This window comes from Pseudomonas sp. 22082 (assembly GCF_052046055.1).
Lineage (GTDB): Bacteria > Pseudomonadota > Gammaproteobacteria > Pseudomonadales > Pseudomonadaceae > Aquipseudomonas > Aquipseudomonas pharyngis.
The window spans coordinates 127,811-152,684 of sequence record NZ_JBQEQB010000011.1; the positions used below are offsets into that span (position 1 = coordinate 127,811).

23 protein-coding genes are annotated in these 24,874 nt (G+C 58.1%); 20 read left to right on the plus strand and 3 right to left on the minus strand.

What is annotated here, in order from left to right; all coding sequences use genetic code 11:
- The first annotated feature begins 50 nt into the window (after nt 1–50).
- Complete coding sequence (gene mnmE / locus ACTJK9_RS15150; protein WP_440814648.1) at nt 51–1,421, plus strand: tRNA uridine-5-carboxymethylaminomethyl(34) synthesis GTPase MnmE; 1,371 nt, start codon at nt 51–53, stop codon at nt 1,419–1,421.
- Between the two features lie 43 nt (nt 1,422–1,464).
- Here the strand turns inward: mnmE and ACTJK9_RS15155 are convergent, their stop codons facing one another.
- From ACTJK9_RS15155 to ACTJK9_RS15165, 3 genes are all read right to left on the minus strand, one after another.
- The gene (locus ACTJK9_RS15155) at nt 1,465–3,900 is read right to left on the minus strand and encodes a TonB-dependent siderophore receptor (protein WP_085612477.1); all 2,436 of its coding nucleotides are present in this window, start codon (nt 3,898–3,900) and stop codon (nt 1,465–1,467) included.
- 120 nt (nt 3,901–4,020) lie between these two features.
- Entirely contained in the window at nt 4,021–4,968 is a 948-nt protein-coding gene (locus tag ACTJK9_RS15160; protein ID WP_085612476.1) for a FecR domain-containing protein, read from the minus strand.
- The gene (locus tag ACTJK9_RS15165) at nt 4,968–5,474 is read right to left on the minus strand and encodes a sigma-70 family RNA polymerase sigma factor (protein ID WP_085612475.1); all 507 of its coding nucleotides are present in this window, start codon (nt 5,472–5,474) and stop codon (nt 4,968–4,970) included. The genes ACTJK9_RS15160 and ACTJK9_RS15165 overlap by 1 nt, the downstream gene beginning before the upstream one ends.
- 571 nt (nt 5,475–6,045) lie before the next feature.
- On the opposite strand from ACTJK9_RS15165, the gene mnmG reads away from it, so the two are divergent.
- From mnmG to ACTJK9_RS15260, 19 genes are all read left to right on the plus strand, one after another.
- On the plus strand, nt 6,046–7,944 hold the full coding sequence (mnmG, locus tag ACTJK9_RS15170) for a tRNA uridine-5-carboxymethylaminomethyl(34) synthesis enzyme MnmG (protein WP_440814652.1): 1,899 nt from the start codon (nt 6,046–6,048) through the stop codon (nt 7,942–7,944).
- Nucleotides 7,941–8,585, plus strand: coding sequence for a 16S rRNA (guanine(527)-N(7))-methyltransferase RsmG (gene rsmG / locus ACTJK9_RS15175; RefSeq protein WP_007911906.1), 645 nt, complete (start codon nt 7,941–7,943; stop codon nt 8,583–8,585). The genes mnmG and rsmG overlap by 4 nt, the downstream gene beginning before the upstream one ends.
- Nucleotides 8,586–8,603: 18 nt before the next feature.
- Nucleotides 8,604–9,401: a ParA family protein gene (locus ACTJK9_RS15180; RefSeq protein WP_007954142.1), complete on the plus strand. Its 798-nt coding sequence runs from the start codon at nt 8,604–8,606 to the stop codon at nt 9,399–9,401.
- Nucleotides 9,402–9,410: 9 nt separating this feature from the next.
- The gene (locus tag ACTJK9_RS15185) at nt 9,411–10,283 is read left to right on the plus strand and encodes a ParB/RepB/Spo0J family partition protein (RefSeq protein WP_064600630.1); all 873 of its coding nucleotides are present in this window, start codon (nt 9,411–9,413) and stop codon (nt 10,281–10,283) included.
- A 148-nt stretch (nt 10,284–10,431) separates the two neighbouring features.
- Complete coding sequence (locus tag ACTJK9_RS15190) at nt 10,432–10,839, plus strand: F0F1 ATP synthase subunit I (protein ID WP_003229783.1); 408 nt, start codon at nt 10,432–10,434, stop codon at nt 10,837–10,839.
- 16 nt (nt 10,840–10,855) lie between these two features.
- A complete protein-coding gene (gene atpB, locus ACTJK9_RS15195) occupies nt 10,856–11,725 on the plus strand; it encodes a F0F1 ATP synthase subunit A (RefSeq protein WP_042607991.1) in 870 nt (289 codons plus the stop codon).
- 134 nt (nt 11,726–11,859) lie between these two features.
- A complete protein-coding gene (gene atpE / locus ACTJK9_RS15200) occupies nt 11,860–12,117 on the plus strand; it encodes a F0F1 ATP synthase subunit C (protein ID WP_003097235.1) in 258 nt (85 codons plus the stop codon).
- Nucleotides 12,118–12,174: 57 nt separating this feature from the next.
- Nucleotides 12,175–12,645 (plus strand): F0F1 ATP synthase subunit B, encoded by a 471-nt coding sequence (locus ACTJK9_RS15205; RefSeq protein WP_007954149.1) that lies wholly within the window; start codon nt 12,175–12,177, stop codon nt 12,643–12,645.
- A 12-nt stretch (nt 12,646–12,657) separates the two neighbouring features.
- Entirely contained in the window at nt 12,658–13,194 is a 537-nt protein-coding gene (locus ACTJK9_RS15210; protein WP_007911956.1) for a F0F1 ATP synthase subunit delta, read from the plus strand.
- 21 nt (nt 13,195–13,215) lie between these two features.
- A complete protein-coding gene (atpA, locus tag ACTJK9_RS15215) occupies nt 13,216–14,760 on the plus strand; it encodes a F0F1 ATP synthase subunit alpha (RefSeq protein ID WP_039764983.1) in 1,545 nt (514 codons plus the stop codon).
- A 50-nt stretch (nt 14,761–14,810) separates the two neighbouring features.
- Nucleotides 14,811–15,671: a F0F1 ATP synthase subunit gamma gene (gene atpG, locus ACTJK9_RS15220; protein ID WP_007954161.1), complete on the plus strand. Its 861-nt coding sequence runs from the start codon at nt 14,811–14,813 to the stop codon at nt 15,669–15,671.
- A gap of 27 nt (nt 15,672–15,698) precedes the next feature.
- The gene (atpD, locus tag ACTJK9_RS15225) at nt 15,699–17,075 is read left to right on the plus strand and encodes a F0F1 ATP synthase subunit beta (protein WP_007954162.1); all 1,377 of its coding nucleotides are present in this window, start codon (nt 15,699–15,701) and stop codon (nt 17,073–17,075) included.
- 45 nt (nt 17,076–17,120) lie between these two features.
- Nucleotides 17,121–17,546, plus strand: coding sequence for a F0F1 ATP synthase subunit epsilon (locus ACTJK9_RS15230; RefSeq protein WP_007954164.1), 426 nt, complete (start codon nt 17,121–17,123; stop codon nt 17,544–17,546).
- Between the two features lie 118 nt (nt 17,547–17,664).
- Nucleotides 17,665–19,032: a bifunctional UDP-N-acetylglucosamine diphosphorylase/glucosamine-1-phosphate N-acetyltransferase GlmU gene (gene glmU / locus ACTJK9_RS15235; RefSeq protein ID WP_085612472.1), complete on the plus strand. Its 1,368-nt coding sequence runs from the start codon at nt 17,665–17,667 to the stop codon at nt 19,030–19,032.
- A gap of 130 nt (nt 19,033–19,162) precedes the next feature.
- The gene (locus tag ACTJK9_RS15240) at nt 19,163–19,939 is read left to right on the plus strand and encodes a DeoR/GlpR family DNA-binding transcription regulator (RefSeq protein WP_085612471.1); all 777 of its coding nucleotides are present in this window, start codon (nt 19,163–19,165) and stop codon (nt 19,937–19,939) included.
- Nucleotides 19,940–19,941: 2 nt separating this feature from the next.
- Nucleotides 19,942–21,774 (plus strand): glutamine--fructose-6-phosphate transaminase (isomerizing), encoded by a 1,833-nt coding sequence (gene glmS, locus ACTJK9_RS15245; protein WP_085647147.1) that lies wholly within the window; start codon nt 19,942–19,944, stop codon nt 21,772–21,774.
- Between the two features lie 199 nt (nt 21,775–21,973).
- Complete coding sequence (locus ACTJK9_RS15250) at nt 21,974–23,173, plus strand: Fic family protein (protein ID WP_440814661.1); 1,200 nt, start codon at nt 21,974–21,976, stop codon at nt 23,171–23,173.
- Between the two features lie 10 nt (nt 23,174–23,183).
- On the plus strand, nt 23,184–24,110 hold the full coding sequence (locus ACTJK9_RS15255) for a LysR family transcriptional regulator (RefSeq protein ID WP_085612469.1): 927 nt from the start codon (nt 23,184–23,186) through the stop codon (nt 24,108–24,110).
- A gap of 104 nt (nt 24,111–24,214) precedes the next feature.
- A complete protein-coding gene (locus ACTJK9_RS15260; RefSeq protein ID WP_085612468.1) occupies nt 24,215–24,841 on the plus strand; it encodes a glutathione S-transferase family protein in 627 nt (208 codons plus the stop codon).
- Nucleotides 24,842–24,874: the final 33 nt, after the last annotated feature.

The window sequence follows — 24,874 nt, forward strand, 5'->3', positions numbered from 1 at the left end:
CCCCTAGTGGGGCGTTTTGCTATCTGCCATTTTTGTCTGGATACCGGTTTATGAGCGCACCTCGTGAAACCATCGCAGCTGTCGCCACCGCCCAAGGCCGTGGTGGTGTGGGCATCGTTCGAATTTCCGGGCCGCTGGCCGGCGTTGCTGCCAAAGCCATCAGCGGCCGTGAACTGAAACCACGATTTGCCCACTACGGCCCGTTCTTAACTGACGATCAACAGGTGCTGGATGAAGGTCTGGCGCTGTATTTCCCCGGGCCGAACTCGTTCACCGGCGAGGACGTACTGGAACTGCAGGGCCACGGCGGCCCGATCGTCCTCGACATGTTGCTCAAGCGATGCCTGGAACTGGGCTGCCGTCTGGCCCGTCCCGGAGAATTCAGCGAAAGAGCATTCCTCAATGACAAACTCGACCTGGCTCAGGCCGAGGCCATCGCCGACCTGATCGAAGCCAGTTCTGCACAGGCCGCGCGCAATGCCTTGCGCTCCTTGCAAGGTGCATTTTCCCAACGTGTGCATAACCTCACCGAACAGCTCATCGGCCTGCGGATCTATGTAGAAGCGGCTATCGATTTCCCGGAAGAAGAAATCGACTTCCTCGCCGACGGCCACGTGCTGAGCATGCTCGACAAGGTTCGTAACGAGTTATCCACCGTATTGCGCGAAGCCGGGCAGGGCGCGTTGCTGCGTGACGGCATGACCGTGGTGATCGCCGGTCGTCCGAATGCCGGCAAATCCAGCCTGCTCAACGCTCTGGCCGGTCGTGAAGCCGCGATCGTGACCGAAATCGCCGGCACTACCCGGGATATCCTGCGCGAACATATCCACATCGACGGCATGCCGCTGCACGTTGTGGACACCGCTGGTCTGCGCGATACCGATGACCATGTGGAAAAGATCGGCGTTGAACGAGCATTGAAAGCCATTGGCGAGGCTGACCGAGTGCTGCTGGTCGTCGACGCCACTGCGCCAGAGGCCGCTGATCCGTTCGCCTTGTGGCCCGAATTCCTCGAAACCCGGCCGGATCCGGCGAAAGTCACATTGATCCGGAACAAAGCCGATCTGACTGGCGAAGCCATTGCCCTGGAAGTCAGTGAGGATGGCCATGTGACGATCAGCCTGAGCGCCAAGTCTGCAGGTGAAGGTCTGGACCTGCTACGTGATCACCTCAAAGCCTGCATGGGCTATGAACAAACATCGGAAAGCAGCTTCAGCGCACGCCGCCGGCACCTGGAAGCCCTGCGTCATGCCAGTGATGCCTTGGAACATGGACGTGCCCAACTGACGTTGGCGGGTGCTGGCGAATTGCTCGCTGAGGATTTGCGTCAGGCCCAGCATTCTCTGGGTGAAATCACCGGGGCCTTCAGTTCCGATGATCTGCTGGGAAGGATCTTTTCCAGCTTCTGTATCGGCAAATGATAAAAGGGGCTGTGGACATTTTATCCACAGCCCCTTTTTCGTCTTACCAGTTATAAGAAACCGTACCGAGCAAGGTGCGGTCCTCGCCCCAGTAACAGCGGCCGGCATCGTTGCATCCCGACACATATTCCTTGTCGAACAGGTTCTTCGCGTTCAGGTCGACGCTCCAGTGCGTGTCGATCTGATAACCGATCGCCGCATCCACCAACGTCACATCGCCGGCGTCCAGCTTTCCGTATAGCGAAGGCGAGGTGTAGGCGAACGCACTGTCGAAGTAACGCACACCACCTCCTACGTACAATCCTTTCAGATCGCCATCAAGGAAGCGGTATTTGGCCCAGACCGAGGCCTGATTACGCGGCACGCCCGTCATCTGGTGGCCTTTGACCAATGATGTCGTCGCGTCTTTGGTGATTCGGGCGTCGGTATAGGTGTAGGCCGCAGTGACATTCAGGTTCTGTGTCAGATTGCTGTTGAGTTCAAGTTCTGCACCTTTGGAACGGCTTTCGCCCACCTGACGGTAACTCGACGTCGTGGCATCGAAGTAGGTGTCGTCCTTTTTGCGCAGGTCATACACCGACGCCGTGAATGCGGTGTCCCAGCCGATCGGTTCGTACTTGAGACCCACTTCGTACTGGCTGCTGGTGATCGGATCGAGAGGCGCGCCGGCGTTGGAGATCTGTTGTACCGGCACGAACGAGGTGGAATAGCTGACATACGGCGTCATACCGTTGTCGAACTGGTACATCACTCCGCCCTGATAGGTGAACTTCTTGTCCTCGGAACTGATGTCGCTGGAGCGGGCCACCTTGTCGCGGAAATCACTGTCGACCCAGTCCTGACGACCACCGAGCAGGAACAGCCAGCGGTCGTATTTGCTCTGGATCTGTGCATAAACACCTTTCATCTGTTGTTCGAGCAAGGTGTTTTGCACCGCGATCGGCGTGGTCGGATCGCGCAGGTAGACGGGGTTATACACATCAATCGACCCGACCAGCCCTGCATTCCAGTCCTGATTGAAGGAGGTACGATCATAGCTGGCGCCGACCAGCACCGTATTCTCCAAGCCACCGACCTGGAATTTGCCCTCCAGTTGGTTATCCAGCGAGTACACCATCGACTTATTGAAGCGATCGTAGGCGGTCATGTTCAGACGTGTGCCGAACCCGGCGTTGTTAAGGTTGCCCGGCCAGGTCTCATGTCGGGTGATGCGCGACTGCATGTAGCGAGAGTTCTGACGGAACTGCCAGTCATCGTTGAACGAGTGGCTGAATTCGTAGCCAGTGCTCCACGTTTCCCTTTCGAAGGTGTTCCAGTCCGGGTCTCCGAGCATGGTGCCTTTGGATAACTTGCCGTTGGGGTTTGTCAGCAAAGTCCCGGCGGCCGGCAGGCCAAGTTCCATGTTGGTGTGATCCTTCTGGTAGTTGGCCAGCAGGGTCAGGGTATTGAAGTCGTCAAAATTCAGGGTCAGGGATGGAGCAACGTAGATCCGGTCATCGGGGACATGATCGGTCTGGGTGTCCGATTTACGTCCGAGCATCACCACCCGCCCGAGAATGTTGCCGCTGTCGTTGAGCGGACCGGATACATCGACGCCGACCTGCCGGCGATTGTTCGAGCCATAGCTCAGTTGCACTTCACCCTGGGGTACAGCGGTTGGACGTTTGCTCACCAGATTCACCAGCCCGCCCGGTGCGTTCTCCCCATAAAGCAGCGAAGAAGGACCTCGGAAAATCTCCACTCGCTCAAGGCCATAAGGCTCGGTGCTGGTGTCATACCGGTTGCCCTGTACGCGTAGTCCATCACGCAACAGACCGTAGCCGTAATCGGTGGCGTTGAAACCGCGAATGTAGAACAGATCCCCCGCCAGACTGTCGCCGGCGGCAAACGGTGGGGCAAAGATCCCCGGTACGTAGCCAAGTACTTCGGTGAGTGTCTGAGATTTCTGATCCTTCATGCGTTGGGCGGTTACGACTGACACCGAACGTGGTGTTTGCGACAACGGCGTACTGGTTTTCGTACCGACCCGACTGTTCTGTGCCTTGTAACCGACGTCGTCGGCGTAATCCAGGTTCATCGGGTTGGCCAACTGACCATTGATATTGGTCGGTGCCAGCTCCAGCGAATCGCCGTTTGGCAGTGCCTGCAGAATGTAGCTGCCCGGCGCCTGTGGCACGGCTTGCAATCCCGACCCCTGCAGCAGTTGGGCAAACCCTTGTTCCACGCTGAAGTTGCCGTTCAGCCCGGCGCTGCGCAAACGGCTGGTCTGTTGCGGCGAGAACGACAGAATCACATTCGCGGCCGAGGCGAACTGGCTCAGGGCGGTATCGAGCGGTCCCGCAGCAATGGCGTACCGCTGAGCCGCTGTTGCAGCGAAGGCGTCATCGGTGATGACCAGGCAGGACGCAGCACTGGTCATCAGTAAGCTGTAGGCAATGCAGTGGTGGGAAAAACGCTGACGGAACGTGGGAAGACGCATGTGTGGATAAGCTCTGAAAGTGGCAAAGAGCCGCGTTTATCGCGATTACCTGTAGGGCCGGGTCAGGGCAAAAAAAGATAACCCTTGTGTTCAATTATTTTTCCCCAGGTATTTTTTCGCTCAGGCGTCCTGACTGATCGAAACCCAGTAACGGGTGAAGTAGCGGACCTTGATCGGCAAGGACGCCTGAAGATTGGCCAGCACTGCGTCGGTGGAGTCGAGACGAAAGGTGCCGGAAACCCGAAGATCCCGGGCACGGGTATCGCAATGCAAAACACCGCTGCGATAGCGCCCCAACTCGTCGATCACCTCGCCCAACCGGGCATTGAGCACAATCAACTGACCGTTGGTCCACGCTACTTCCGAGGATTTGAAAGGATGAATCAACCCGATGTGCCGACTATCAAAGTCGGCGCCTTCGCCCGCCTTCAGGATGATTGCGGTTGTCGACAGATCGGCCGGCTGGACGCTGACCCGGTCTTCCAGCACACCCACACGGGTAGAAACCGACAACTGATGTACAGAGAATCGGGTACCCAGCGCTTGAATCCGGCCATTGCGGGTTTCGACGAAAAAAGGCCGTTGATCACCGAGCTTGCCGGTTTGAATCAGGATCTCTCCAGAGCGTAAACGGATCAGTCGCTGGGCTGCGTCAAAAGACACATCAATCGCTGTGCCGGTATTGAGCTGAATCTGGCTGCCATCGGCCAATGTAATGTTGCGGCGCTGGCCGACGCCGGTTTTATAGTCGGCCCAGACATCGCCAAGGGAGGTACGCTGCTGAACATTCCAGCCAACGAAACCAGTTCCTGCGGCGAGCAACAACAACTTCAGTACCTGGCGCCGTTGCTGGCCGGTATTCAGCGCACGACGTTTCAAATCCTGCGGCAGGGTGCCGAGGTGACGCTGTAGTTGTTCCATCTGATTCCACGCCGCCAGATGCGCTGGATCACTATCTATCCACAGTTGCCAGGCTTTCTGTTCGGTGAGGGTCGGCGGGTCGGCTTGAAACTGCACGTACCAACTGGCGGCGGTTTCGAAAACCTTGCGGCTGGGTGCGATGGCCATCAACGCTGCGCCATGATCAGGGCACATTCCGTCAAAGCGCGGATCATGTGCTTCTTCACTGTTGTCAGCGACACCTTCAACTGCACGGCGATCTGTTGATAAGTCAGCCCATCGATCTGCGAAAGCATGAAGATCCGCTGGGTTCGTGCGCCAAGACCGGCCAAGGCTTTATCCACAGCAACCAGGGTTTCGATGATCAGCGCCTTGTCTTCTTCGCTGATGGCCGTGGCTTCAGGTCTGGCGGCGAGGGTCTGCAAATACGCGGCCTCGATCGCGCGTCTTCTATACCGGTCAATGACCAGGCCGCGTGCAACGGTGGCCAGATAATCCCGAGGTTCGCGAATCTGAGCCGCATTGCGGGCGGCCAGGATCCGCACAAACGTGTCATGCGCGACATCGGCCGCATCGCAGGCGTCATGCAATTTTCCCTTCAGCCATCCATATAGCCACGAATGGTGTTGCTCGTAGATTTGCTCGATCGCAGCGTTATGGGCGGGTAGGGACATGAGAGCAACTGGCGAGTTAATGATAATGGCTATTATTAGCCTCTGTTACGTTCTCTCACAATAGCCCTGGCACTTCCCTCCATCAGCTTCTCCGCCGTCATTTGCCCCCGGACAGGCGCTTTCATGACGCCCTGAAAAAGCCGTTTCGTCGATTTTCTGTGGATTAAGCCCTGTGAATAACTGCCGCTAAGGGCAGTTGATAACAGGGCATGAAAACTGAACATAACTGCCGCTGTGGATAACCACCTCATCCATCCACAGGCTTACACCGGTTATCCAAGGGCCTCATGGCGACATGGCCACAGGGTTTTAAATCTCTGTACACATTGAAAATAAAGGCCTGTGTAAATCTATCCACAGATATCATGGGCAGTAAGAATAAGCTTTAAAACAAAGGTTTTATAAATTTCTCTCTTTTTTATTCTTTTATCCGCGAGTTCTCCACAGCTGGTTAAATTTTGTGCAAAGGGTTCTTTAGGAAGGGCGAAGTCCCTATACTTGCCGACCAGGTCCAGAAACCTGATCTCAAACTATTCCTGAATTACCTACTTAAGCAGGCACGAGGTGCGTGGTGGATTTCCCTTCCCGTTTTGAAGTGATCGTCATCGGCGGCGGTCATGCCGGTACCGAGGCAGCACTGGCCTCAGCACGCATGGGTGCAAAAACCCTTCTGCTGACGCACAACGTGGAAACCCTCGGTGCCATGAGTTGCAACCCGGCCATCGGCGGCATTGGCAAAAGCCACCTGGTCAAGGAAATCGACGCCCTCGGCGGCGCGATGGCCATGGCTACCGATAAGGGCGGCATCCAGTTTCGCGTATTGAACAGCCGCAAAGGCCCGGCCGTACGGGCGACCCGTGCGCAAGCGGACCGTATTCTGTACAAGGCCGCTGTCCGCGAAATTCTGGAAAACCAGCCGAACCTGTGGATATTTCAACAAGCCGCTGACGACCTGATCGTCGAGCAGGAACAGGTACGCGGTGTTGTCACCCAAATGGGTCTGCGTTTCTTTGCCGATTCCGTGGTATTGACCACCGGTACGTTCCTCGGCGGACTTATCCACATCGGTTTGCAGAATTTCTCCGGCGGTCGTGCTGGTGATCCACCGTCGATCGCCCTGGCGCATCGTCTGCGTGAACTGCCGCTGCGCGTCGGTCGCCTGAAGACCGGTACGCCACCACGTATCGACGGCAAGTCTGTGGATTTCTCGGTGATGACCGAGCAGCCAGGCGATACGCCGATCCCGGTGATGTCGTTCATGGGCAACAAGGAACAGCACCCACGGCAAGTCAGTTGCTGGATTACCCACACCAACGCCCGCACCCACGAAATCATTGCCGCGAACCTCGACCGTTCGCCGATGTATTCCGCTGCAGGCGAAATCGAGGGCGTCGGTCCGCGTTATTGCCCGTCGATCGAAGACAAGATCCACCGCTTTGCCGACAAGGAAAGCCATCAGGTGTTCATCGAGCCGGAAGGCCTGACCACCCATGAACTGTATCCGAACGGGATATCCACAAGCCTGCCGTTCGACGTGCAATTGCAGATCGTGCAATCGATCCGCGGCATGGAAAACGCGCACATCGTGCGTCCGGGTTATGCGATCGAGTACGACTACTTCGATCCGCGCGACCTGAAGTACAGTCTGGAAACCAAAGTCATCGGCGGTCTTTTCTTCGCTGGCCAGATCAACGGCACCACCGGTTACGAAGAAGCCGGCGCCCAGGGTTTGCTGGCTGGCGCGAACGCTGCACTGCGTGCGAAAGGCAAAGAAGCCTGGTGTCCGCGTCGCGATGAAGCCTACATCGGGGTATTGGTCGACGACCTGATCACCCTCGGTACTCAAGAGCCGTACCGCATGTTCACTTCCCGTGCCGAGTACCGCCTGATCCTGCGTGAGGACAACGCCGACCTGCGTCTGACCGAAAAAGGTCGCGAGCTGGGTCTGGTCGATGACGCGCGTTGGGCGGCGTTCTGCAAGAAACGCGAAAGCATCGAACTCGAAGAGCAACGCCTGAAAAGCACCTGGGTTCGCCCGGGCACCCCGCAGGGCGATGCGATTGCCGAAAAATTCGGCACGCCGCTGACTCACGAATACAACTTGCTCAATCTCTTGAGCCGTCCGGAAATCGACTACGCTGGTCTGGTCGAAGTGACCGGGCAGGGCGCCGAAGATCCACAGGTCGCCGAACAGGTCGAGATCAAGACCAAGTACGCCGGTTACATCGATCGTCAACAGGACGAAATCGCCCGTCTGCGCGCCAGTGAAGACACGAAACTGCCTGTGGATATCGATTACACCAACATTTCCGGTCTCTCCAAGGAGATCCAGAGCAAGCTGGGTGCCACGCGTCCCGAGACGCTGGGCCAGGCTTCGCGGATCCCCGGTGTGACCCCGGCAGCGATCTCGCTGTTGATGATTCATTTGAAAAAACGCGGCGCGGGCCGTCAGTTGGAGCAAAGCGCTTGAGTTCTAAGGTCACTTCGCAACACGCCGAAGAGTTATCCACAGGAGCCCGCGAGCTCGGTGTCAATCTCACTGAAACCCAGCACGAACTGCTGCTGGGTTATCTGGCCCTGTTGATCAAATGGAACCAGGCCTACAACCTGACTGCCGTTCGCGATCCGGACGAAATGGTCTCCCGCCACTTGCTCGATAGCCTCAGCGTGATGTCGTTCATCGAAAATGGGCGCTGGCTGGATGTCGGCAGCGGCGGCGGAATGCCGGGGATCCCTCTGGCGATCCTGTATCCGGACTCGCAGGTGACCTGTCTGGACAGCAACGGCAAGAAAACCCGCTTCCTGACCCAGGTCAAACTCGAACTCAAACTGGATAACCTGCAAGTTATCCACAGTCGCGTCGAAGCCTTCCAGCCTGCACAGCCGTTCAACGGGATCATTTCCCGGGCGTTCAGCAGCATGGAGAACTTCACCAACTGGACTCGCCACCTCGGCGACGCCGATACGCGCTGGCTGGCAATGAAGGGCGTCCATCCGGCGGATGAGCTGGTAGCATTGCCGGCAGACTTCAAACTCGATAGCGAACACGCCCTGGCCGTACCCGGTTGCCAAGGCCAACGCCATCTGCTGATACTGCGCCGCACGGCATGATTGGGAACACAAGCAAGAATGGCTAAGGTATTCGCGATAGCGAACCAGAAGGGTGGTGTGGGCAAGACCACCACCTGCATCAACCTCGCAGCATCCCTGGTCGCGACCAAGCGCCGGGTGCTGTTGATCGATCTCGATCCACAGGGCAACGCCACCATGGGTAGCGGTGTGGATAAGCATGGCCTGGAAAACTCGGTCTACGACCTGCTGATCGGCGAATGCGATCTGGCCCAGGCGATGCACTACTCCGAACATGGCGGTTATCAACTGCTGCCGGCCAACCGTGACCTGACGGCGGCCGAAGTGGTGCTGCTGGAAATGCAGATGAAGGAAAGCCGTCTGCGCAGCGCGCTGGCGCCGATCCGCGAGAACTACGATTACATTCTGATCGACTGCCCGCCGTCACTGTCGATGCTCACACTGAACGCACTGGTCGCCGCTGACGGGGTCATTATCCCCATGCAGTGCGAGTACTTTGCGCTCGAAGGTCTGAGCGACCTTGTGGATAACATCAAGCGCATCGCTGAACTGCTGAACCCGAACCTGAAAGTCGAAGGCCTGTTGCGGACCATGTACGACCCGCGCCTGAGCCTGATGAACGACGTTTCGGCCCAGCTCAAGGAACACTTCGGCGATCAGCTGTACGACACGGTGATCCCGCGCAACATTCGTCTGGCCGAAGCACCGAGCTACGGCATGCCGGCGCTGGCCTACGACAAGCAATCGCGTGGCGCGCTGGCCTATCTGGCCCTGGCGGGCGAGATGGTTCGCCGTCAGCGCAAAAATTCACGCATCGCCGCTGCCCAGCCAACTTAAGGAATCCCCATGGCCGTCAAGAAACGAGGTCTCGGACGAGGACTGGATGCGCTGTTGAGCGGTCCGACTGTCAGCTCGCTGGAAGAACAAGCGGCGCAGGCTGACAGCCGCGAGTTGCAGCACCTGCCGCTGGACCTGCTGCAGCGCGGCAAGTATCAGCCACGCCGGGACATGGATCCGCAGGCGCTGGAAGAGCTGGCGCAGTCGATCAAGGCCCAGGGCGTGATGCAGCCGATCGTGGTTCGCCCGATTGGTGGTGGTCGTTTTGAAATCATTGCCGGCGAACGTCGCTGGCGCGCGAGTCAACAAGCCGGGCAGGAAACCATTCCGGCGATGGTGCGTGATGTGCCGGATGAAACGGCAATCGCCATTGCGCTGATCGAGAACATCCAGCGCGAAGACCTGAACCCGATTGAAGAGGCGGTAGCCCTGCAGCGCTTGCAGCAGGAATTCCAGCTCACTCAGCAACAGGTTGCCGAGGCTGTGGGTAAGTCCCGCGTCACCGTGGCCAATCTGTTGCGCCTGATTGCGCTGCCGGAAGTGATCAAGACCATGCTGTCCCATGGCGACCTGGAGATGGGTCATGCCCGTGCATTGCTTGGTCTGCCGGACAATCAGCAGGTGGAAGGGGCGCGACATGTTGTCGCACGCGGTCTCACCGTGCGCCAAACTGAGGCACTGGTTCGCCAATGGTTGAGTGGCAAACCGGAGCCGGTCGAACCGTCCAAACCCGACCCGGATATCGCCCGCCTCGAACAGCGTCTGGCCGAGCGCCTGGGCTCTGCGGTGCAGATCCGCCACGGGAAGAAGGGCAAGGGTCAGCTGGTGATCGGTTACAACTCCCTCGATGAGCTTCAAGGTGTGCTCGCACACATCCGCTGAAACAATTCCTCTTGTAGCGCGCAGTCGGAAATCACTACCTGACAGTTGAATAGGGGCAGAACCGCCCCTATACTCTGCGCGCATTTTGTCGGCACAAATTATGCCAAGTTATTGAATTTCGGCAGCCGGCCATTGGAGAGCAATAGTGATGGAAACCCGCAAGCCAAACCGCCTGCCGTTCCATCGCCTGGCGGTTTTTCCGGTGTTAATGGCTCAATTTGTCATTTTGCTCATTGCCGCTTTGGCGCTCTGGCAATGGCACGGAGTCGTTGCCGGATACTCGGGACTTTGCGGAGGCCTGATAGCCTTGCTGCCCAATGTTTATTTCGCTCACAAGGCATTTCGGTTTTCCGGCGCCCGAGCAGCCCAGTCCATCGTCCGGTCTTTCTATGCCGGCGAGGCAGGCAAACTGATTTTGACGGCAGTGCTGTTTGCACTGGTGTTTGCAGGTGTGAAGCCACTGGCGCCGATCGCTGTATTCGGCGCCTTCGTGCTGACTCAGTCGGTCAGCTGGTTCGCTCCCCTGCTGATGAGAACAAGACTTTCGAGACCTTAGGGCGTTTGAGGCAACCATGGCAGAAACAACCGCTTCGGGCTATATCCAGCACCACTTGCAGAACCTGACCTTCGGTCAGCTACCCAACGGCGGCTGGGGCTTTGCCCACACCGCAGCAGAAGCCAAGGAAATGGGCTTCTGGGCTTTCCACGTCGATACTCTCGGCTGGTCGGTCGCGCTGGGTCTGATTTTCGTTCTTCTTTTCCGCATGGCGGCCAAGAAGGCGACTTCCGGTCAGCCGGGTGCACTGCAGAACTTCGTTGAAGTCCTGGTCGAATTCGTCGATGGCAGCGTGAAAGACAGCTTCCATGGCCGTAGCCCGGTGATTGCACCGCTGGCACTGACCATCTTCGTCTGGGTGTTCCTGATGAACGCCGTCGACCTGGTACCGGTCGACTGGATTCCTCAGCTGGCCATCCTGATCTCCGGCGATCACCACATCCCGTTCCGCGCCGTGTCGACGACCGACCCGAACGCGACCCTGGGCATGGCGTTCTCGGTTTTCGCACTGATCATTTTCTATAGCATCAAGGTCAAGGGCATCGGCGGTTTCATCGGCGAACTGACCCTGCACCCGTTCGGCAGCAAGAACATCTTCGTTCAGGCCCTGCTGATCCCGGTGAACTTCCTGCTGGAATTCGTGACCCTGATCGCCAAACCGATCTCTCTGGCTCTGCGTCTGTTCGGCAACATGTATGCCGGCGAGCTGGTGTTCATCCTGATCGCTGTGATGTTCGGCAGCGGCCTGCTCTGGCTCAGCGGCCTGGGCGTTGTCCTGCAGTGGGCGTGGGCTGTGTTCCACATCCTGATCATTACCCTGCAGGCGTTCATCTTCATGATGCTGACCATCGTCTACCTGTCGATGGCGCACGAAGAAAACCATTAAGACCAGTCTCGACTAGTCTGATGTCCTTCCCGGTCAAACGGGAAGGGGCTCCTCACGGGGCACCATGAAACGATTTGTTTTACCGCTTTAATCTAAAAAACCTAAACCATACGACGTAAAAGTCGGGAGGAAAGATGGAAACTGTAGTTGGTCTAACCGCTATCGCTGTTGCACTGTTGATCGGCCTGGGCGCACTGGGTACCGCAATTGGTTTCGGCCTGCTGGGCGGCAAGTTCCTGGAAGGCGCAGCGCGTCAGCCAGAAATGGTTCCAATGCTGCAAGTTAAAATGTTCATCGTTGCCGGTCTGCTCGACGCCGTAACCATGATCGGTGTTGGTATCGCTCTGTTCTTCACCTTTGCGAACCCGTTCGTTGGTCAGATCGCTGGCTAATCATTCGGATCTCCGAGTGATTTGGTGTGATGGACAACGTAACTGCGAGGTGTTGGCGTGAACATTAATGCGACCCTGATTGGCCAGTCCGTTGCGTTCCTGATTTTTGTACTGTTCTGCATGAAGTTCGTATGGCCTCCGGTCATCGCGGCTCTGCACGAACGTCAAAAGAAGATCGCTGATGGTCTGGACGCTGCCAGCCGTGCAGCTCGCGACCTGGAGTTGGCCCAAGAGAAAGCGGGTCAGCAACTGCGCGAAGCGAAAGCTCAGGCAGCTGAAATCATCGAGCAAGCCAAGAAACGCGGTAACCAGATTGTCGAAGAGGCCGTTGAAAAGGCCCGCGTCGACGCTGACCGTGTGAAGGTTCAGGCTCAAGCCGAGATCGAACAGGAACTGAACAGTGTCAAAGACAAGCTGCGCGCCCAAGTGGGCTTGCTGGCTGTCGGCGGCGCCGAGAAGATCCTGGGTGCCACAATCGATCAAAACGCGCACGCAGAGCTGGTTAACCAACTGGCTGCTGAAATCTAAGCGAGGGCGATCATGGCAGAACTGACCACGTTGGCCCGACCTTACGCTAAGGCGGCCTTCGAGCACGCTCAGGCCCACCAGCAACTGGCCAATTGGTCAGCCATGCTCGGCCTGGCAGCAGCGGTGTCGCAAGACGACACCATGCAGCGCGTGCTCAAGGCCCCGCGACTGACGAGCGCAGAAAAGGCCGCCACGTTCATTGACGTGTGCGGCGACAAGTTTGATGCCAAGGCACAGAACTTCATCAATGTCGTTGCCGAAAACGACCGTCTCCCGCTTCTGCCGGAGATCGCCGCTCTTTTCGACCTGTACAAGGCCGAGCAAGAGAAATCGGTAGACGTTGAAGTGACCAGTGCTTTTGCATTGAACCAAGAACAGCAAGACAAACTCGCCAAGGTTCTCAGTGCACGACTCAACCGGGAAGTGCGCCTGCAAGTTGCGGAGGATGCTGCCCTTATAGGTGGTGTCGTTATCCGCGCCGGCGACCTGGTTATCGATGGCTCGATTCGCGGCAAAATCGCGAAACTTGCCGAAGCATTGAAATCTTGAGTTTGAAGGGGCAGCAGAGCAATGCAGCAACTCAATCCTTCCGAAATAAGTGAAATTATCAAGGGCCGCATCGAAAAGCTCGATGTGACCTCCCAAGCCCGTAACGAAGGCACTGTCGTCAGCGTATCTGACGGTATCGTGCGGATTCACGGTCTGGCCGACGTCATGTACGGCGAGATGATCGAGTTTCCGGGCGGCGTCTACGGTATGGCCCTCAACCTGGAGCAAGACTCCGTAGGTGCCGTTGTACTGGGCGCATACACCAGTCTGGCTGAAGGCATGAGCGCCAAGTGCACCGGCCGCATCCTCGAAGTTCCGGTTGGTAAGGAACTGCTGGGTCGCGTTGTCGACGCACTGGGTAACCCTGTTGACGGCAAAGGTCCACTGGGCAACACCGAGACCGACGCGGTCGAGAAAGTTGCTCCGGGCGTGATCTGGCGTAAGTCGGTAGACCAGCCTGTACAGACTGGCTACAAGGCTGTCGATGCCATGATCCCTGTCGGCCGTGGCCAGCGTGAGCTGATCATCGGTGACCGTCAGATCGGTAAAACCGCTCTGGCGATCGACGCGATCATCAACCAGAAAGACAGCGGCATTTTCTGCGTCTACGTGGCAATCGGTCAGAAGCAATCGACCATCGCCAACGTGGTTCGCAAGCTGGAAGAAAACGGTGCACTGGCTAACACCATCATCGTTGCAGCGAGCGCTTCGGAATCTGCAGCACTGCAATTCCTGGCTCCGTACTCCGGTTGCACCATGGGTGAATTCTTCCGCGACCGCGGTGAAGACGCGCTGATCGTTTATGACGATCTGTCCAAGCAAGCAGTGGCTTACCGCCAGATTTCCCTGCTGCTGCGCCGTCCACCAGGCCGTGAAGCTTACCCAGGCGACGTGTTCTATCTCCACTCCCGTCTGCTGGAGCGTGCATCCCGCGTTTCGGAAGAGTACGTAGAGAAGTTCACCAACGGCGCAGTGACCGGCAAAACCGGTTCCCTGACCGCACTGCCGATCATCGAAACCCAGGCTGGCGACGTTTCCGCGTTCGTTCCGACCAACGTGATTTCCATCACCGACGGTCAGATCTTCCTGGAATCGGCCATGTTCAACTCGGGCATCCGCCCTGCAGTGAACGCCGGTGTTTCGGTATCCCGTGTGGGTGGTGCCGCTCAGACCAAGATCATCAAGAAGCTGTCCGGTGGTATCCGTACCGCTCTGGCTCAGTACCGTGAACTGGCGGCATTCGCCCAGTTCGCTTCTGACCTGGACGAAGCGACCCGCAAGCAACTTGAGCATGGTCAGCGCGTTACCGAGCTGATGAAGCAGAAGCAATACGCGCCAATGTCGATTGCCGACATGTCGCTGTCGCTGTATGCCGCTGAGCGTGGGTTCCTGACTGACATTGAAATCGCCAAGATCGGCAGCTTCGAACAAGCGCTGATCGCTTTCTTCAACCGCGATCACGCCGACTTGATGGCGAAGATCAACGTTAAAGGTGACTTCAATGACGAAATCGACGCTGGCCTGAAGGCTGGTATCGAGAAGTTCAAGGCCACCCAAACCTGGTAAGCCGCAGCGGGAGCCGCAAGGCTCCCGCTTGCTAACCTGATAGGTGTTACATGGCAGGCGCAAAAGAGATTCGCAGTAAGATTGCGAGCATCAAAAGCACGCAAAAAATTACCAGCGCCATGGAAAAAGTGGCGGTCAGCAAAATGCGCAAGGCACAAATGCGCATGGCTGCTAGCCGTCCTTATGCGGAGCGTATCCGCCAGGTAATTGGGCATCTGGCCAACGCCAACCCGGAATACCGCCACCCGTTCATGATCGATCGCGAAGTTAAACGCGTCGGTTATGTCGTCGTGAGCAGTGACCGTGGTCTGTGCGGCGGCTTGAACACCAACCTGTTCAAGGCCCTGGTCAAGGACATGGCGGTAAACCGCGAAAACGGCGTCGAGATCGATCTGTGTGTCGTTGGTAGCAAGGGTGCGGCCTTTTTCCGCAACTTCGGCGGTAACGTCGTTGCAGCTATCAGCCACCTGGGTGAAGAGCCGTCGATCAATGATCTGATCGGCAGCGTCAAGGTGATGCTGGATGCCTACCTGGACGGCCGTATTGACCGCCTGTCCGTGGTATCCAACAAGTTCATCAACACCATGACGCAACAGCCTACCGTGGAGCAGTTGATTCCATTGGTGGCGACCCCGGATCAAGAACTCAAGCACCACTGGGACTACCTCTACGAACCAGACGCCAAAGAGCTGCTTGACGGCTTGATGGTGCGTTACGTGGAGTCGCAGGTGTACCAGGCGGTGGTCGAGAACAACGCGGCTGAACAGGCTGCGCGGATGATCGCGATGAAGAACGCTACCGACAACGCCGGTGATTTGATCAGCGATTTGCAGCTGATCTACAACAAGGCGCGTCAGGCTGCGATCACCCAAGAGATCTCGGAAATCGTCGGCGGCGCTGCCGCGGTTTAACGGTTCAAATATTCAGAGGATCCAGCTATGAGTAGCGGACGTATCGTTCAAATCATCGGCGCCGTTATCGACGTGGAATTTCCACGCGACAGCGTACCGAGCATCTACGACGCCTTGAAGGTTCAAGGCGCCGAAACCACTCTGGAAGTTCAGCAGCAGCTGGGCGACGGCGTGGTTCGTACCATTGCGATGGGCTCCACCGAAGGCTTGAAGCGCGGTCTGGACGTCAACAACACTGGCGCAGCCATCTCCGTACCGGTCGGTAAAGCGACTCTGGGCCGGATCATGGACGTACTGGGCAACCCGATCGACGAAGCTGGCCCGATCGGCGAAGAAGAGCGCTGGGGTATCCACCGCGCCGCTCCTTCCTTCGCTGAACAGGCCGGTGGCAACGAGCTGCTGGAAACAGGCATCAAGGTTATCGACCTGGTTTGCCCGTTCGCCAAGGGCGGTAAAGTCGGTCTGTTCGGTGGTGCCGGTGTAGGCAAGACCGTGAACATGATGGAACTGATCCGTAACATCGCCATCGAGCACAGCGGTTATTCCGTGTTCGCCGGTGTGGGTGAGCGTACTCGTGAGGGTAACGACTTCTACCACGAGATGAAGGACTCCAACGTTCTCGACAAGGTAGCCCTGGTCTACGGTCAGATGAACGAGCCACCGGGAAACCGTCTGCGCGTAGCGCTGACCGGTCTGACCATGGCCGAGAAGTTCCGTGACGAAGGTAACGACGTTCTGCTGTTCGTCGACAACATCTATCGTTACACCCTGGCCGGTACCGAAGTATCCGCACTGTTGGGCCGTATGCCTTCGGCAGTAGGTTACCAGCCGACCCTGGCTGAAGAGATGGGCGTGCTGCAAGAGCGCATCACTTCGACCAAACAAGGTTCGATTACTTCGATCCAGGCCGTATACGTACCAGCGGACGACTTGACTGACCCGTCGCCAGCGACCACGTTTGCTCACCTGGACGCCACCGTCGTTCTGTCCCGTGACATCGCTTCCCTGGGTATCTACCCGGCGGTAGACCCACTGGACTCGACTTCGCGTCAGCTGGACCCGAACGTGATCGGCAACGATCACTACGAGACCGCTCGTGGTGTTCAGTACGTGCTGCAGCGTTACAAAGAGCTGAAGGACATCATCGCGATCCTGGGTATGGACGAGCTGTCGGAAGCCGACAAGCAGTTGGTAAACCGTGCTCGTAAGATCCAGCGCTTCTTGTCGCAGCCGTTCTTCGTGGCTGAAGTCTTCACCGGTGCTTCGGGTAAATACGTTTCCCTGAAAGACACCATTGCTGGCTTCAAAGGCATCCTCAACGGTGACTACGACCACCTGCCAGAACAAGCGTTCTACATGGTCGGCGGCATCGAAGAAGCGATCGAGAAAGCCAAGAAACTGTAATCCAGGCGCCCGGCAACGGGCGCTAATTTAGGTTGAGGCAATCAGATGGCTATGACAGTCCATTGCGACATCGTCAGCGCGGAAGGAGAAATCTTTTCCGGCCTGGTCGAGATGGTGATTGCGCACGGTGCTCTGGGTGATCTTGGTATCGCTCTGGGCCACGCGCCGCTGATCACTAATCTGAAGCCAGGTCCGATCCGCCTGATCAAGCAAGGCGGGGAAGCCGAGGTGTTCTACATCTCCGGTGGTTTCCTCGAGGTTCAGCCGAACATGGTCAAGGTGCTTGCCGATACCGTGCAACGTGCCGCCGACCTGGATGAAGCTCAGGCTCAAGCAGCTCTCAAGGCTGCCGAAGCTGCTCTGCATGAGAAGAGCGCAGATTTCGACTACGGAGCTGCGTCCGCACGTCTGGCCGAGGCTGCAGCTCAGCTGCGCACCGTCCAGCAGATCCGCAAGAAGTTTGGCGGTTGATCCGTCAGCCACTTCTTGTGCGATTGATAAAAAAGGGTAGCCTCGGCTACCCTTTTTTCTTTTCAGAATTCTACAAACCCGGTCGCAGTTGCTGACCACCCAGGATTGGTAGCCAGTCATGTCTCTTGAAATCGTTATCCTCGCGGCCGGTCAAGGCACCCGCATGCGTTCCGCGCTGCCAAAAGTGCTGCATCCGATTGCCGGCGATTCCATGCTTGGCCATGTTATCCACAGCGCCCGTCAACTTGATCCACAGCGCATTCATGTCGTCATCGGCCATGGCGCCGATGTAGTGCGCGAGCGTCTGGCCGCTGACGATCTGAATTTCGTATTGCAGGACAAGCAGCTGGGCACCGGCCACGCCACGGCCCAGGCTGTTCCTTTCATCACCGCCGATACCGTACTGATTCTCTACGGCGATGTGCCGTTGATCGAAGTCGAGACCCTGCAACGTCTGCTCAAGCACGTTGTACCCGGGCAGATGGGCTTGCTCACCGTCGAGCTGGACGATCCGACCGGTTATGGCCGCATCGTGCGCGATGCCGACGGCAAGGTTGCCGCCATCGTCGAACACAAGGACGCCAGCGAAGCGCAACGGGCGATCACTGAAGGCAACACCGGCATCCTGGCAGTGCCGGCCAATCGTCTGGCGGACTGGATGAGTCGCCTGTCGAACAACAACGCTCAGGGCGAGTACTACCTGACCGACGTGATCGAGATGGCGGTCAGCGATGGCCTGACCGTCGCCACCGAACAACCTCACGATCCGATGGAAGTGCAGGGCGCCAACGATCGCAAACAGCTCTCCGAGCTGGAGCGTCATTACCAATTGCGTGCCGGTCGCCGTTTGATGGCTCAGGGTGTCACCCTGCGTGACCCGGCGCGCTTTGATGTACGTGGCGAAGTGACCGTGGGGCGCGATGTGCTGATCGACATCAACGTGATTCTCGAAGGCAAGGTTGTCATAGAGGACGACGTGGTGATCGGCCCGAACTGCGTGATCAAGGACAGCACCCTGCGCAAGGGCGTGGTGGTCAAGGCCAACAGTCACATCGAAGGCGCGGTGCTGGGCGAAGGCAGCGATGCCGGCCCGTTTGCCCGTCTGCGTCCGGGCACTGTGCTGGAAGCCCGCGCCCATGTGGGTAACTTCGTCGAGTTGAAAAACGCGCGCATGGGCGAAGGCGCCAAGGCCGGGCACCTCACTTACCTGGGCGACGCCGAGATCGGTGCGCGAACCAACATCGGCGCCGGCACCATTACCTGCAACTACGACGGCGCCAACAAGTGGAAAACCGTGTTGGGTGAAGACGTGTTCATCGGTTCCAACAATTCGCTGGTGGCGCCTGTGGATATCTCTGCCGGTGCAACCACCGCTGCCGGTTCGACCATCACCCAGAATGTGGATAACGCGCAATTGGCTGTTGGCCGCGCACGCCAGAAGAACATCGATGGCTGGAAGCGGCCGGAGAAGATCAAGAAGAGCTGAGTTATCCACAAAGCTCGAATCACAAAAAGACCGCCGCCAGCGGTCTTTTTTTTGGGGCGCCAGCTTGACGATTCGCAGCTGATAGGTTTTGATTGCTTCCGTTATCTTTCGAATCGAAACTTAATTAGCCATGTCGAAACGCAACACACCTCAGCGCCGTCACAACATTCTGGCTTTGCTCAATGAGCAGGGCGAGGTGAGTGTGGATGAACTGGCCAAGCGCTTCGAAACTTCGGAAGTTACGATTCGCAAGGATCTCGCCGTCCTTGAAAGTCATGGCTTGCTGCTGCGTCGCTATGGTGGTGCGATCACCATGCCGCAGGAACTGGTGGCGGACACGAGCCTCAACGTTTCCAAATACAAACAGGCGATCGCCCGCGCTGCGGTTACACGCATCCGCGAGCACGCCCGCATCATCATCGATAGCGGCAGCACTACCGCCGCCATGATTCCCGAGCTCGGCCAACAGCCAGGCCTGGTGGTGATGACCAACTCCCTGCACGTAGCCAACGCCCTGAGCGAACTTGAACACGAGCCTGTGCTGTTGATGACCGGCGGAACCTGGGATCCGCACTCGGAATCCTTTCAGGGCCAGGTCGCCGAGCAGGTACTACGCTCTTACGACTTCGACCAGTTGTTTATCGGTGCCGATGGCATCGACCTGGTGCGTGGCACCACCACCTTCAATGAATTGCTCGGCCTGAGCCGGGTGATGGCGGAAGTGGCGCGGGAAGTGATCGTGATGGTCGAGGCCGACAAGATCGGCCGCAAGATCCCCAACCTGGAGCTGCCATGGAGCAGCGTCCATACCCTAATTACCGATGATCGCCTGCCTCTGGATGCGCGCGATCAGATTCAGGCGCGCGGTATCAACTTGATTTGCGCGACTGTCAGTCAGGAGAAATAAGCATGTGTGGAATCGTCGGTGCGGTAGCTGAACGTAACATCACCGCCATTCTGGTCGAAGGCCTCAAACGCCTCGAATACCGGGGCTATGACAGTGCCGGTGTGGCGGTGTACACCAATGACGGCATTCTGGAACGCACTCGTCGTGTGGGCAAGGTCAGCGAACTCGACGCGGCGCTGGCCGAACATCCGCTGGTTGGCCGTCTCGGTATTGCCCACACCCGCTGGGCCACCCATGGTGCGCCGAGCGAGCGCAATGCCCACCCGCATTTCTCCGGTGACGTCGCTGTCGTGCACAACGGCATCATCGAAAACCACGAGGCGCTGCGTGAACAACTGAAAGCACTGGGCTACGTGTTCACCTCGGACACCGACACCGAAGTCATCGCTCACCTGCTGACCGAAAAACTCAAGTCGTTGCCAGACCTCGCCGATGCGCTGAAGGCTGCGGTCAAGGAGCTGCATGGCGCTTACGGTCTGGCGGTTATCCACGCAAAGCAACCGGATCGACTCGTTGCTGCTCGCAGCGGCAGCCCGCTGGTGATCGGTCTGGGCCTGGGCGAAAACTTCCTCGCTTCCGATCAACTGGCCCTGCGTCAGGTCACCGACCGTTTCATGTACCTGGAAGAGGGCGATATCGCCGAAATCCAGCGCGACAAGGTGCAGATCTGGGACGTGACCGGCAAAGCCGTCGAGCGCCAGACCGTCCAGTACACCGATGGCGCCGAAGCCGCCGACAAAGGCGAGTTCCGTCACTACATGCTCAAGGAAATCCACGAGCAGCCATCCGTGGTGCAGCGCACCCTGGAAGGTCGGTTGAGTGCGGACCAGGTGCTGGTGCAGGCGTTTGGCCCGCAAGCGGCCGAATTGTTCGCCAAAGTGCGCAACGTGCAGATCGTGGCGTGTGGCACCAGCTATCACGCCGGCATGGTTGCCCGTTACTGGCTCGAAGAGCTGGCCGGCATTCCGTGCCAGGTCGAAGTCGCCAGCGAGTTCCGCTACCGCAAGGTGGTGGTGCAGCCGGACACCCTGTTCGTCACCATCTCCCAGTCCGGCGAAACCGCCGACACCCTGGCCGCCCTGCGCAACGCCAAGGAACTGGGCTTCCTCGCAAGTCTGGCGATCTGCAACGTCGGCATCAGCTCGCTGGTGCGCGAGTCCGACCTGACCCTGCTGACCCAGGCTGGTCGTGAAATCGGCGTGGCCTCGACCAAGGCGTTCACTACGCAGTTGGTCGGTCTGCTGCTGCTGACCCTGTCTCTGGGTCAGGTGCGCGGTACTTTGGGCAAAGGCGTTGAAGCCACGCTGGTCGAAGAACTGCGTCGCCTGCCAACCCGTCTGGGCGAAGCCTTGGCGATGGACAGCACCGTGGAAAAAATCGCAGAGCTGTTCGCCGAGAAGAACCACACCCTGTTCCTGGGCCGTGGCGCGCAATTCCCGGTGGCGATGGAAGGGGCCTTGAAGCTCAAGGAAATCTCGTACATCCACGCCGAAGCCTACCCGGCCGGCGAACTGAAGCACGGTCCGCTGGCGCTTGTGGATAACGACATGCCGGTGGTGACCGTCGCACCGAACAACGAACTGCTGGAGAAACTGAAGTCCAACCTGCAGGAAGTCCGCGCCCGCGGTGGCGAACTGGTCGTGTTCGCCGACGAAAAGGCCGGGATGACCAACGGCGAAGGCACACACGTGGTGCAGATGCCTCACATCCACGACATCCTGTCGCCGATCCTCTACACCATTCCGCTGCAACTGCTGTCGTACTACGTTGCGGTGCTCAAGGGCACGGACGTGGATCAGCCGCGTAACCTGGCGAAGTCGGTGACGGTGGAGTGATGGGTTGCACAAGAGCGCGAGTTATTCGCGCTCTTGTGCAGAACACAGATACACAGCAGTAAATTCCTACAGTAAATCCGCAAACAAATCCGCTAACTACACCCATTCATGAAATCTCCTACATTACTCAAGGCTAGGTAAATAAAGGCTTTGAGCGTAATCTTGAATTCGCAAAAAAATCCGCGATTCTGGAGATTTTATGAGTGCTGAATCTGTCTTGGGAAACCATTGGCTCGAGCCGCTGATGCCGGTATTTCCAAGTGAAATATTGCAACTGGCCGAGCAAGTGCCCTTCCAGGCTGGAAAACTCAGCGCTATGGTTTCTCCCCCCATGCTGCAACGGGTCGGCGGTCTACTGCGTGTCACCAGCAGTTTCTACAGCAACTTGATAGAAGGTCAGTTCACGGAGCCTTTGACGCTTGCTCCGACAGCTCCAAAACGTCACCGCAAAGAGCTCACAGAGCTGGCTATGACGCACATCGGCACGCAGCAGGCATTCGAACGAGCGCTGACTATGCACAAGGACCTGTCATGGGAAACCCTGTTCAGTTCGGCATTCGTTGCGCGCCTGCACAAGCGTCTGTTTCTCGGTGCTGGCGACGAGCAGCTGAGTCTGAGTGACGGGAGTCAACTGGTGCCTGGTCAGTTACGGGATGTGGCGGGTCAGGAAGTGCTCGTTGGCAATCACGCGGCCCCCCCCTGCCAATCCGTATCGCCCATGCTTAACCGAATGCAGCAGATATACGGTCGTTTGCCGGACGCACGGAGTCGACTGCTTGCCGTCATGGCTTATCACCATCGATTGGCGTGGGTGCATCCTTTCGTTGACGGAAATGGACGGACAGTCAGGCTGGTGACGCATCTCCAGTTGCAGAAACTCGGGTTGGTTTCGCCGCTCTGGTCCTTATCCCGCGGGCTTGCTCGACAGCAAGCGTCCTATTACGCCCGACTGGCAAACGCCGACAAGCCGCGTCGTGGGGATCTGGATGGTCGTGGTCAACTGACGCAAGCCGGTTTGTTCGAATTTGTCGGGTTCATGCTGGAAACTTGTCTCGACCAGATGCGTTACACAGAGCAGGCGTTGAACATCTCCAATATGCGCGAAAGGTTGCAAACCATTTTTGCTTGGGACGAGCGGATCAAACGGGCGGGGATCAAGCTGGAAACCGCACGGGCCTTGCATGTTCTGCTGACGCAAGGCACGTTGAGCCGCGCGGATTTCAAGATCTTCACGGGATTGTCCGATCGGGTGGCAACGGATCAATTGAAAAGTCTCGTACAGTTGGGGCTGGTCGAAAGTGCAACGCCCAAGGCGCGTGATCTCTATCCGGGATTGCCGATCTGGTTTGCTCAACTGCTGTTCCCGGACTTGCATCAGCGGATAAACGCCGCGGTTTAGGAGTTAAACAGTGGATCGCTTCCAGGAAATGCAGGTTTTCGCCATCGTCGCCCAGGAGCAGGGCTTCTCCGCTGCCGCGCGGCGCCTGGGTTTGTCGGCAGCCAGCGTGACCCGGGCGGTGGCCGCGCTGGAGCAGCGGATCGGCACGCAGTTGTTGATCCGTACCACCCGCAGCGTGCATTTGAGCGAAGCCGGTCTGCGTTTCCTGGAAGACTGTCGGAGAATTCTCGCCGAGGTGCAGGAAGCGGAGGATTCCGCTGCCGGCAGTCATACCCAGCCCCGTGGGCAGTTGACGGTGACGGCGCCGGTTTTATTCGGTGAACAATTCGTCACGCCGGTGATGGCGCGTTATCTGACGCAATACCCGGACGTTTCCATCAACGCCCTGTTGCTCGACCGCGTGGTAAGCATGGTCGAGGAGGGCATCGACGTCGCGGTGCGTATCGGCGAGTTGCCGGACAGCAATCAGCATGCGATCCGGGTCGGTGAGGTACGGCGGGTGATTTGCGGCTCGCCGGAATACTTCGCGGTCCATGGTCGGCCTGCCCATCCACAGGCATTGGCAGGGGCGCCGGTGGTGGCGACATCGGCCATCGGTCAACAGCGCAGTTGGCCATTCATGGAACACGGTGAACTCATCGGCGTAAAACCGGAACCGCGTCTGGTGGTCACGGCCAATCAGGCTGCGATCACGGCGGCGTCGCTGGGCCTGGGGCTGACCCGGGTGCTGTCTTATCAGGTGGCCGGCAAGGTCGCCTCCGGCGAACTGGAAATCGTCCTCGCCGAGTTCGAACTGCCTGCGTTGCCGATCCATGTGGTGTATCAGGGCGGACGCAAGGCGCCGGCGCGGGTGCGCAGTTTTGTCGACTTCATGGTGAACGCATTGCGTGAGCATCCCGCCTTGAAAAATGCCGCTTTATTTCATCCAGAGAAATAATGGATTGCGTTTGCTGGTAATTCTGTTGTTTTCACGATAGGTGGAAGATGGCTCCCACGGCCGCCGTCCACCCTGAACGGCGCCTTCATCCAGCGGAGTCGACCATGCAAGCGATCAAACTCTACAACTTCCCGCGTTCCGGCCACGCCCATCGCGTCGAACTGATGTTGTCACTGTTGCAACTGCCGACCGAGCTGATCTTTGTCGATCTGGCCAAGGGCGAGCATAAACAGGCGCCATACCTGGCTATCAACAGCTTTGGTCAGGTTCCGGCCATTGATGACAATGGCGTGGTACTCGCCGACTCCAACGCGATTCTCGTCTACCTGGCACAGAAATACGGTAATGGTCGCTGGCTGCCAAGCGATCCGGTCGGCGCCGCGCATGTGCAGCGCTGGTTGTCCGCTGCCGCCGGGCCGATTGCTTTCGGCCCTGCCGCCGCCCGCCTGATCACGGTGTTCGGGGCGAAGTTCAACGCCGAGGAAGTCATCACCCGCGCGCACAATTTTCTCAAGGTGATGGACCTGGAATTGGGCAAAACCCCGTATTTGGCAGGTACTGAGCCGACCATCGCTGACGTGGCGGCCTACAGCTACATCGCCCACGCACCGGAAGGCAATGTGTCGCTGGACGACTACGCTAACGTTCGCGCCTGGCTCTCGCGCATCGAGGCGCTGCCCGGTTTTGTCGGCATGCCGCGCACCGTTGCCGGCCTGCAAACCACCGTCTGACATTCAATCTGTGCCGATGGCGCAGGGGAGAGA

Excerpts from the sequence above, each read along its gene's own strand:
- glmS (WP_085647147.1), top strand. The coding sequence starts at position 19,942 with ATGTGTGGAATCGTCGGTGCGGTAGCTGAACGTAACATCACCGCCATT.
- mnmE (WP_440814648.1), top strand. The coding sequence starts at position 51 with ATGAGCGCACCTCGTGAAACCATCGCAGCTGTCGCCACCGCCCAAGGC.
- ACTJK9_RS15260 (WP_085612468.1), top strand. The coding sequence starts at position 24,215 with ATGCAAGCGATCAAACTCTACAACTTCCCGCGTTCCGGCCACGCCCAT.
- ACTJK9_RS15230 (WP_007954164.1), top strand. The coding sequence starts at position 17,121 with ATGGCTATGACAGTCCATTGCGACATCGTCAGCGCGGAAGGAGAAATC.
- atpB (WP_042607991.1), top strand. The coding sequence starts at position 10,856 with ATGGCAGAAACAACCGCTTCGGGCTATATCCAGCACCACTTGCAGAAC.
- ACTJK9_RS15190 (WP_003229783.1), top strand. The coding sequence starts at position 10,432 with ATGGAAACCCGCAAGCCAAACCGCCTGCCGTTCCATCGCCTGGCGGTT.
- glmU (WP_085612472.1), top strand. The coding sequence starts at position 17,665 with ATGTCTCTTGAAATCGTTATCCTCGCGGCCGGTCAAGGCACCCGCATG.
- atpG (WP_007954161.1), top strand. The coding sequence starts at position 14,811 with ATGGCAGGCGCAAAAGAGATTCGCAGTAAGATTGCGAGCATCAAAAGC.
- atpD (WP_007954162.1), top strand. The coding sequence starts at position 15,699 with ATGAGTAGCGGACGTATCGTTCAAATCATCGGCGCCGTTATCGACGTG.
- ACTJK9_RS15160 (WP_085612476.1), bottom strand. The coding sequence starts at position 4,968 with ATGGCCATCGCACCCAGCCGCAAGGTTTTCGAAACCGCCGCCAGTTGG.
- ACTJK9_RS15180 (WP_007954142.1), top strand. The coding sequence starts at position 8,604 with ATGGCTAAGGTATTCGCGATAGCGAACCAGAAGGGTGGTGTGGGCAAG.
- atpE (WP_003097235.1), top strand. The coding sequence starts at position 11,860 with ATGGAAACTGTAGTTGGTCTAACCGCTATCGCTGTTGCACTGTTGATC.
- ACTJK9_RS15250 (WP_440814661.1), top strand. The coding sequence starts at position 21,974 with ATGAGTGCTGAATCTGTCTTGGGAAACCATTGGCTCGAGCCGCTGATG.
- ACTJK9_RS15155 (WP_085612477.1), bottom strand. The coding sequence starts at position 3,900 with ATGCGTCTTCCCACGTTCCGTCAGCGTTTTTCCCACCACTGCATTGCC.
- atpA (WP_039764983.1), top strand. The coding sequence starts at position 13,216 with ATGCAGCAACTCAATCCTTCCGAAATAAGTGAAATTATCAAGGGCCGC.
- ACTJK9_RS15210 (WP_007911956.1), top strand. The coding sequence starts at position 12,658 with ATGGCAGAACTGACCACGTTGGCCCGACCTTACGCTAAGGCGGCCTTC.
- ACTJK9_RS15165 (WP_085612475.1), bottom strand. The coding sequence starts at position 5,474 with ATGTCCCTACCCGCCCATAACGCTGCGATCGAGCAAATCTACGAGCAA.
- ACTJK9_RS15240 (WP_085612471.1), top strand. The coding sequence starts at position 19,163 with ATGTCGAAACGCAACACACCTCAGCGCCGTCACAACATTCTGGCTTTG.
- ACTJK9_RS15185 (WP_064600630.1), top strand. The coding sequence starts at position 9,411 with ATGGCCGTCAAGAAACGAGGTCTCGGACGAGGACTGGATGCGCTGTTG.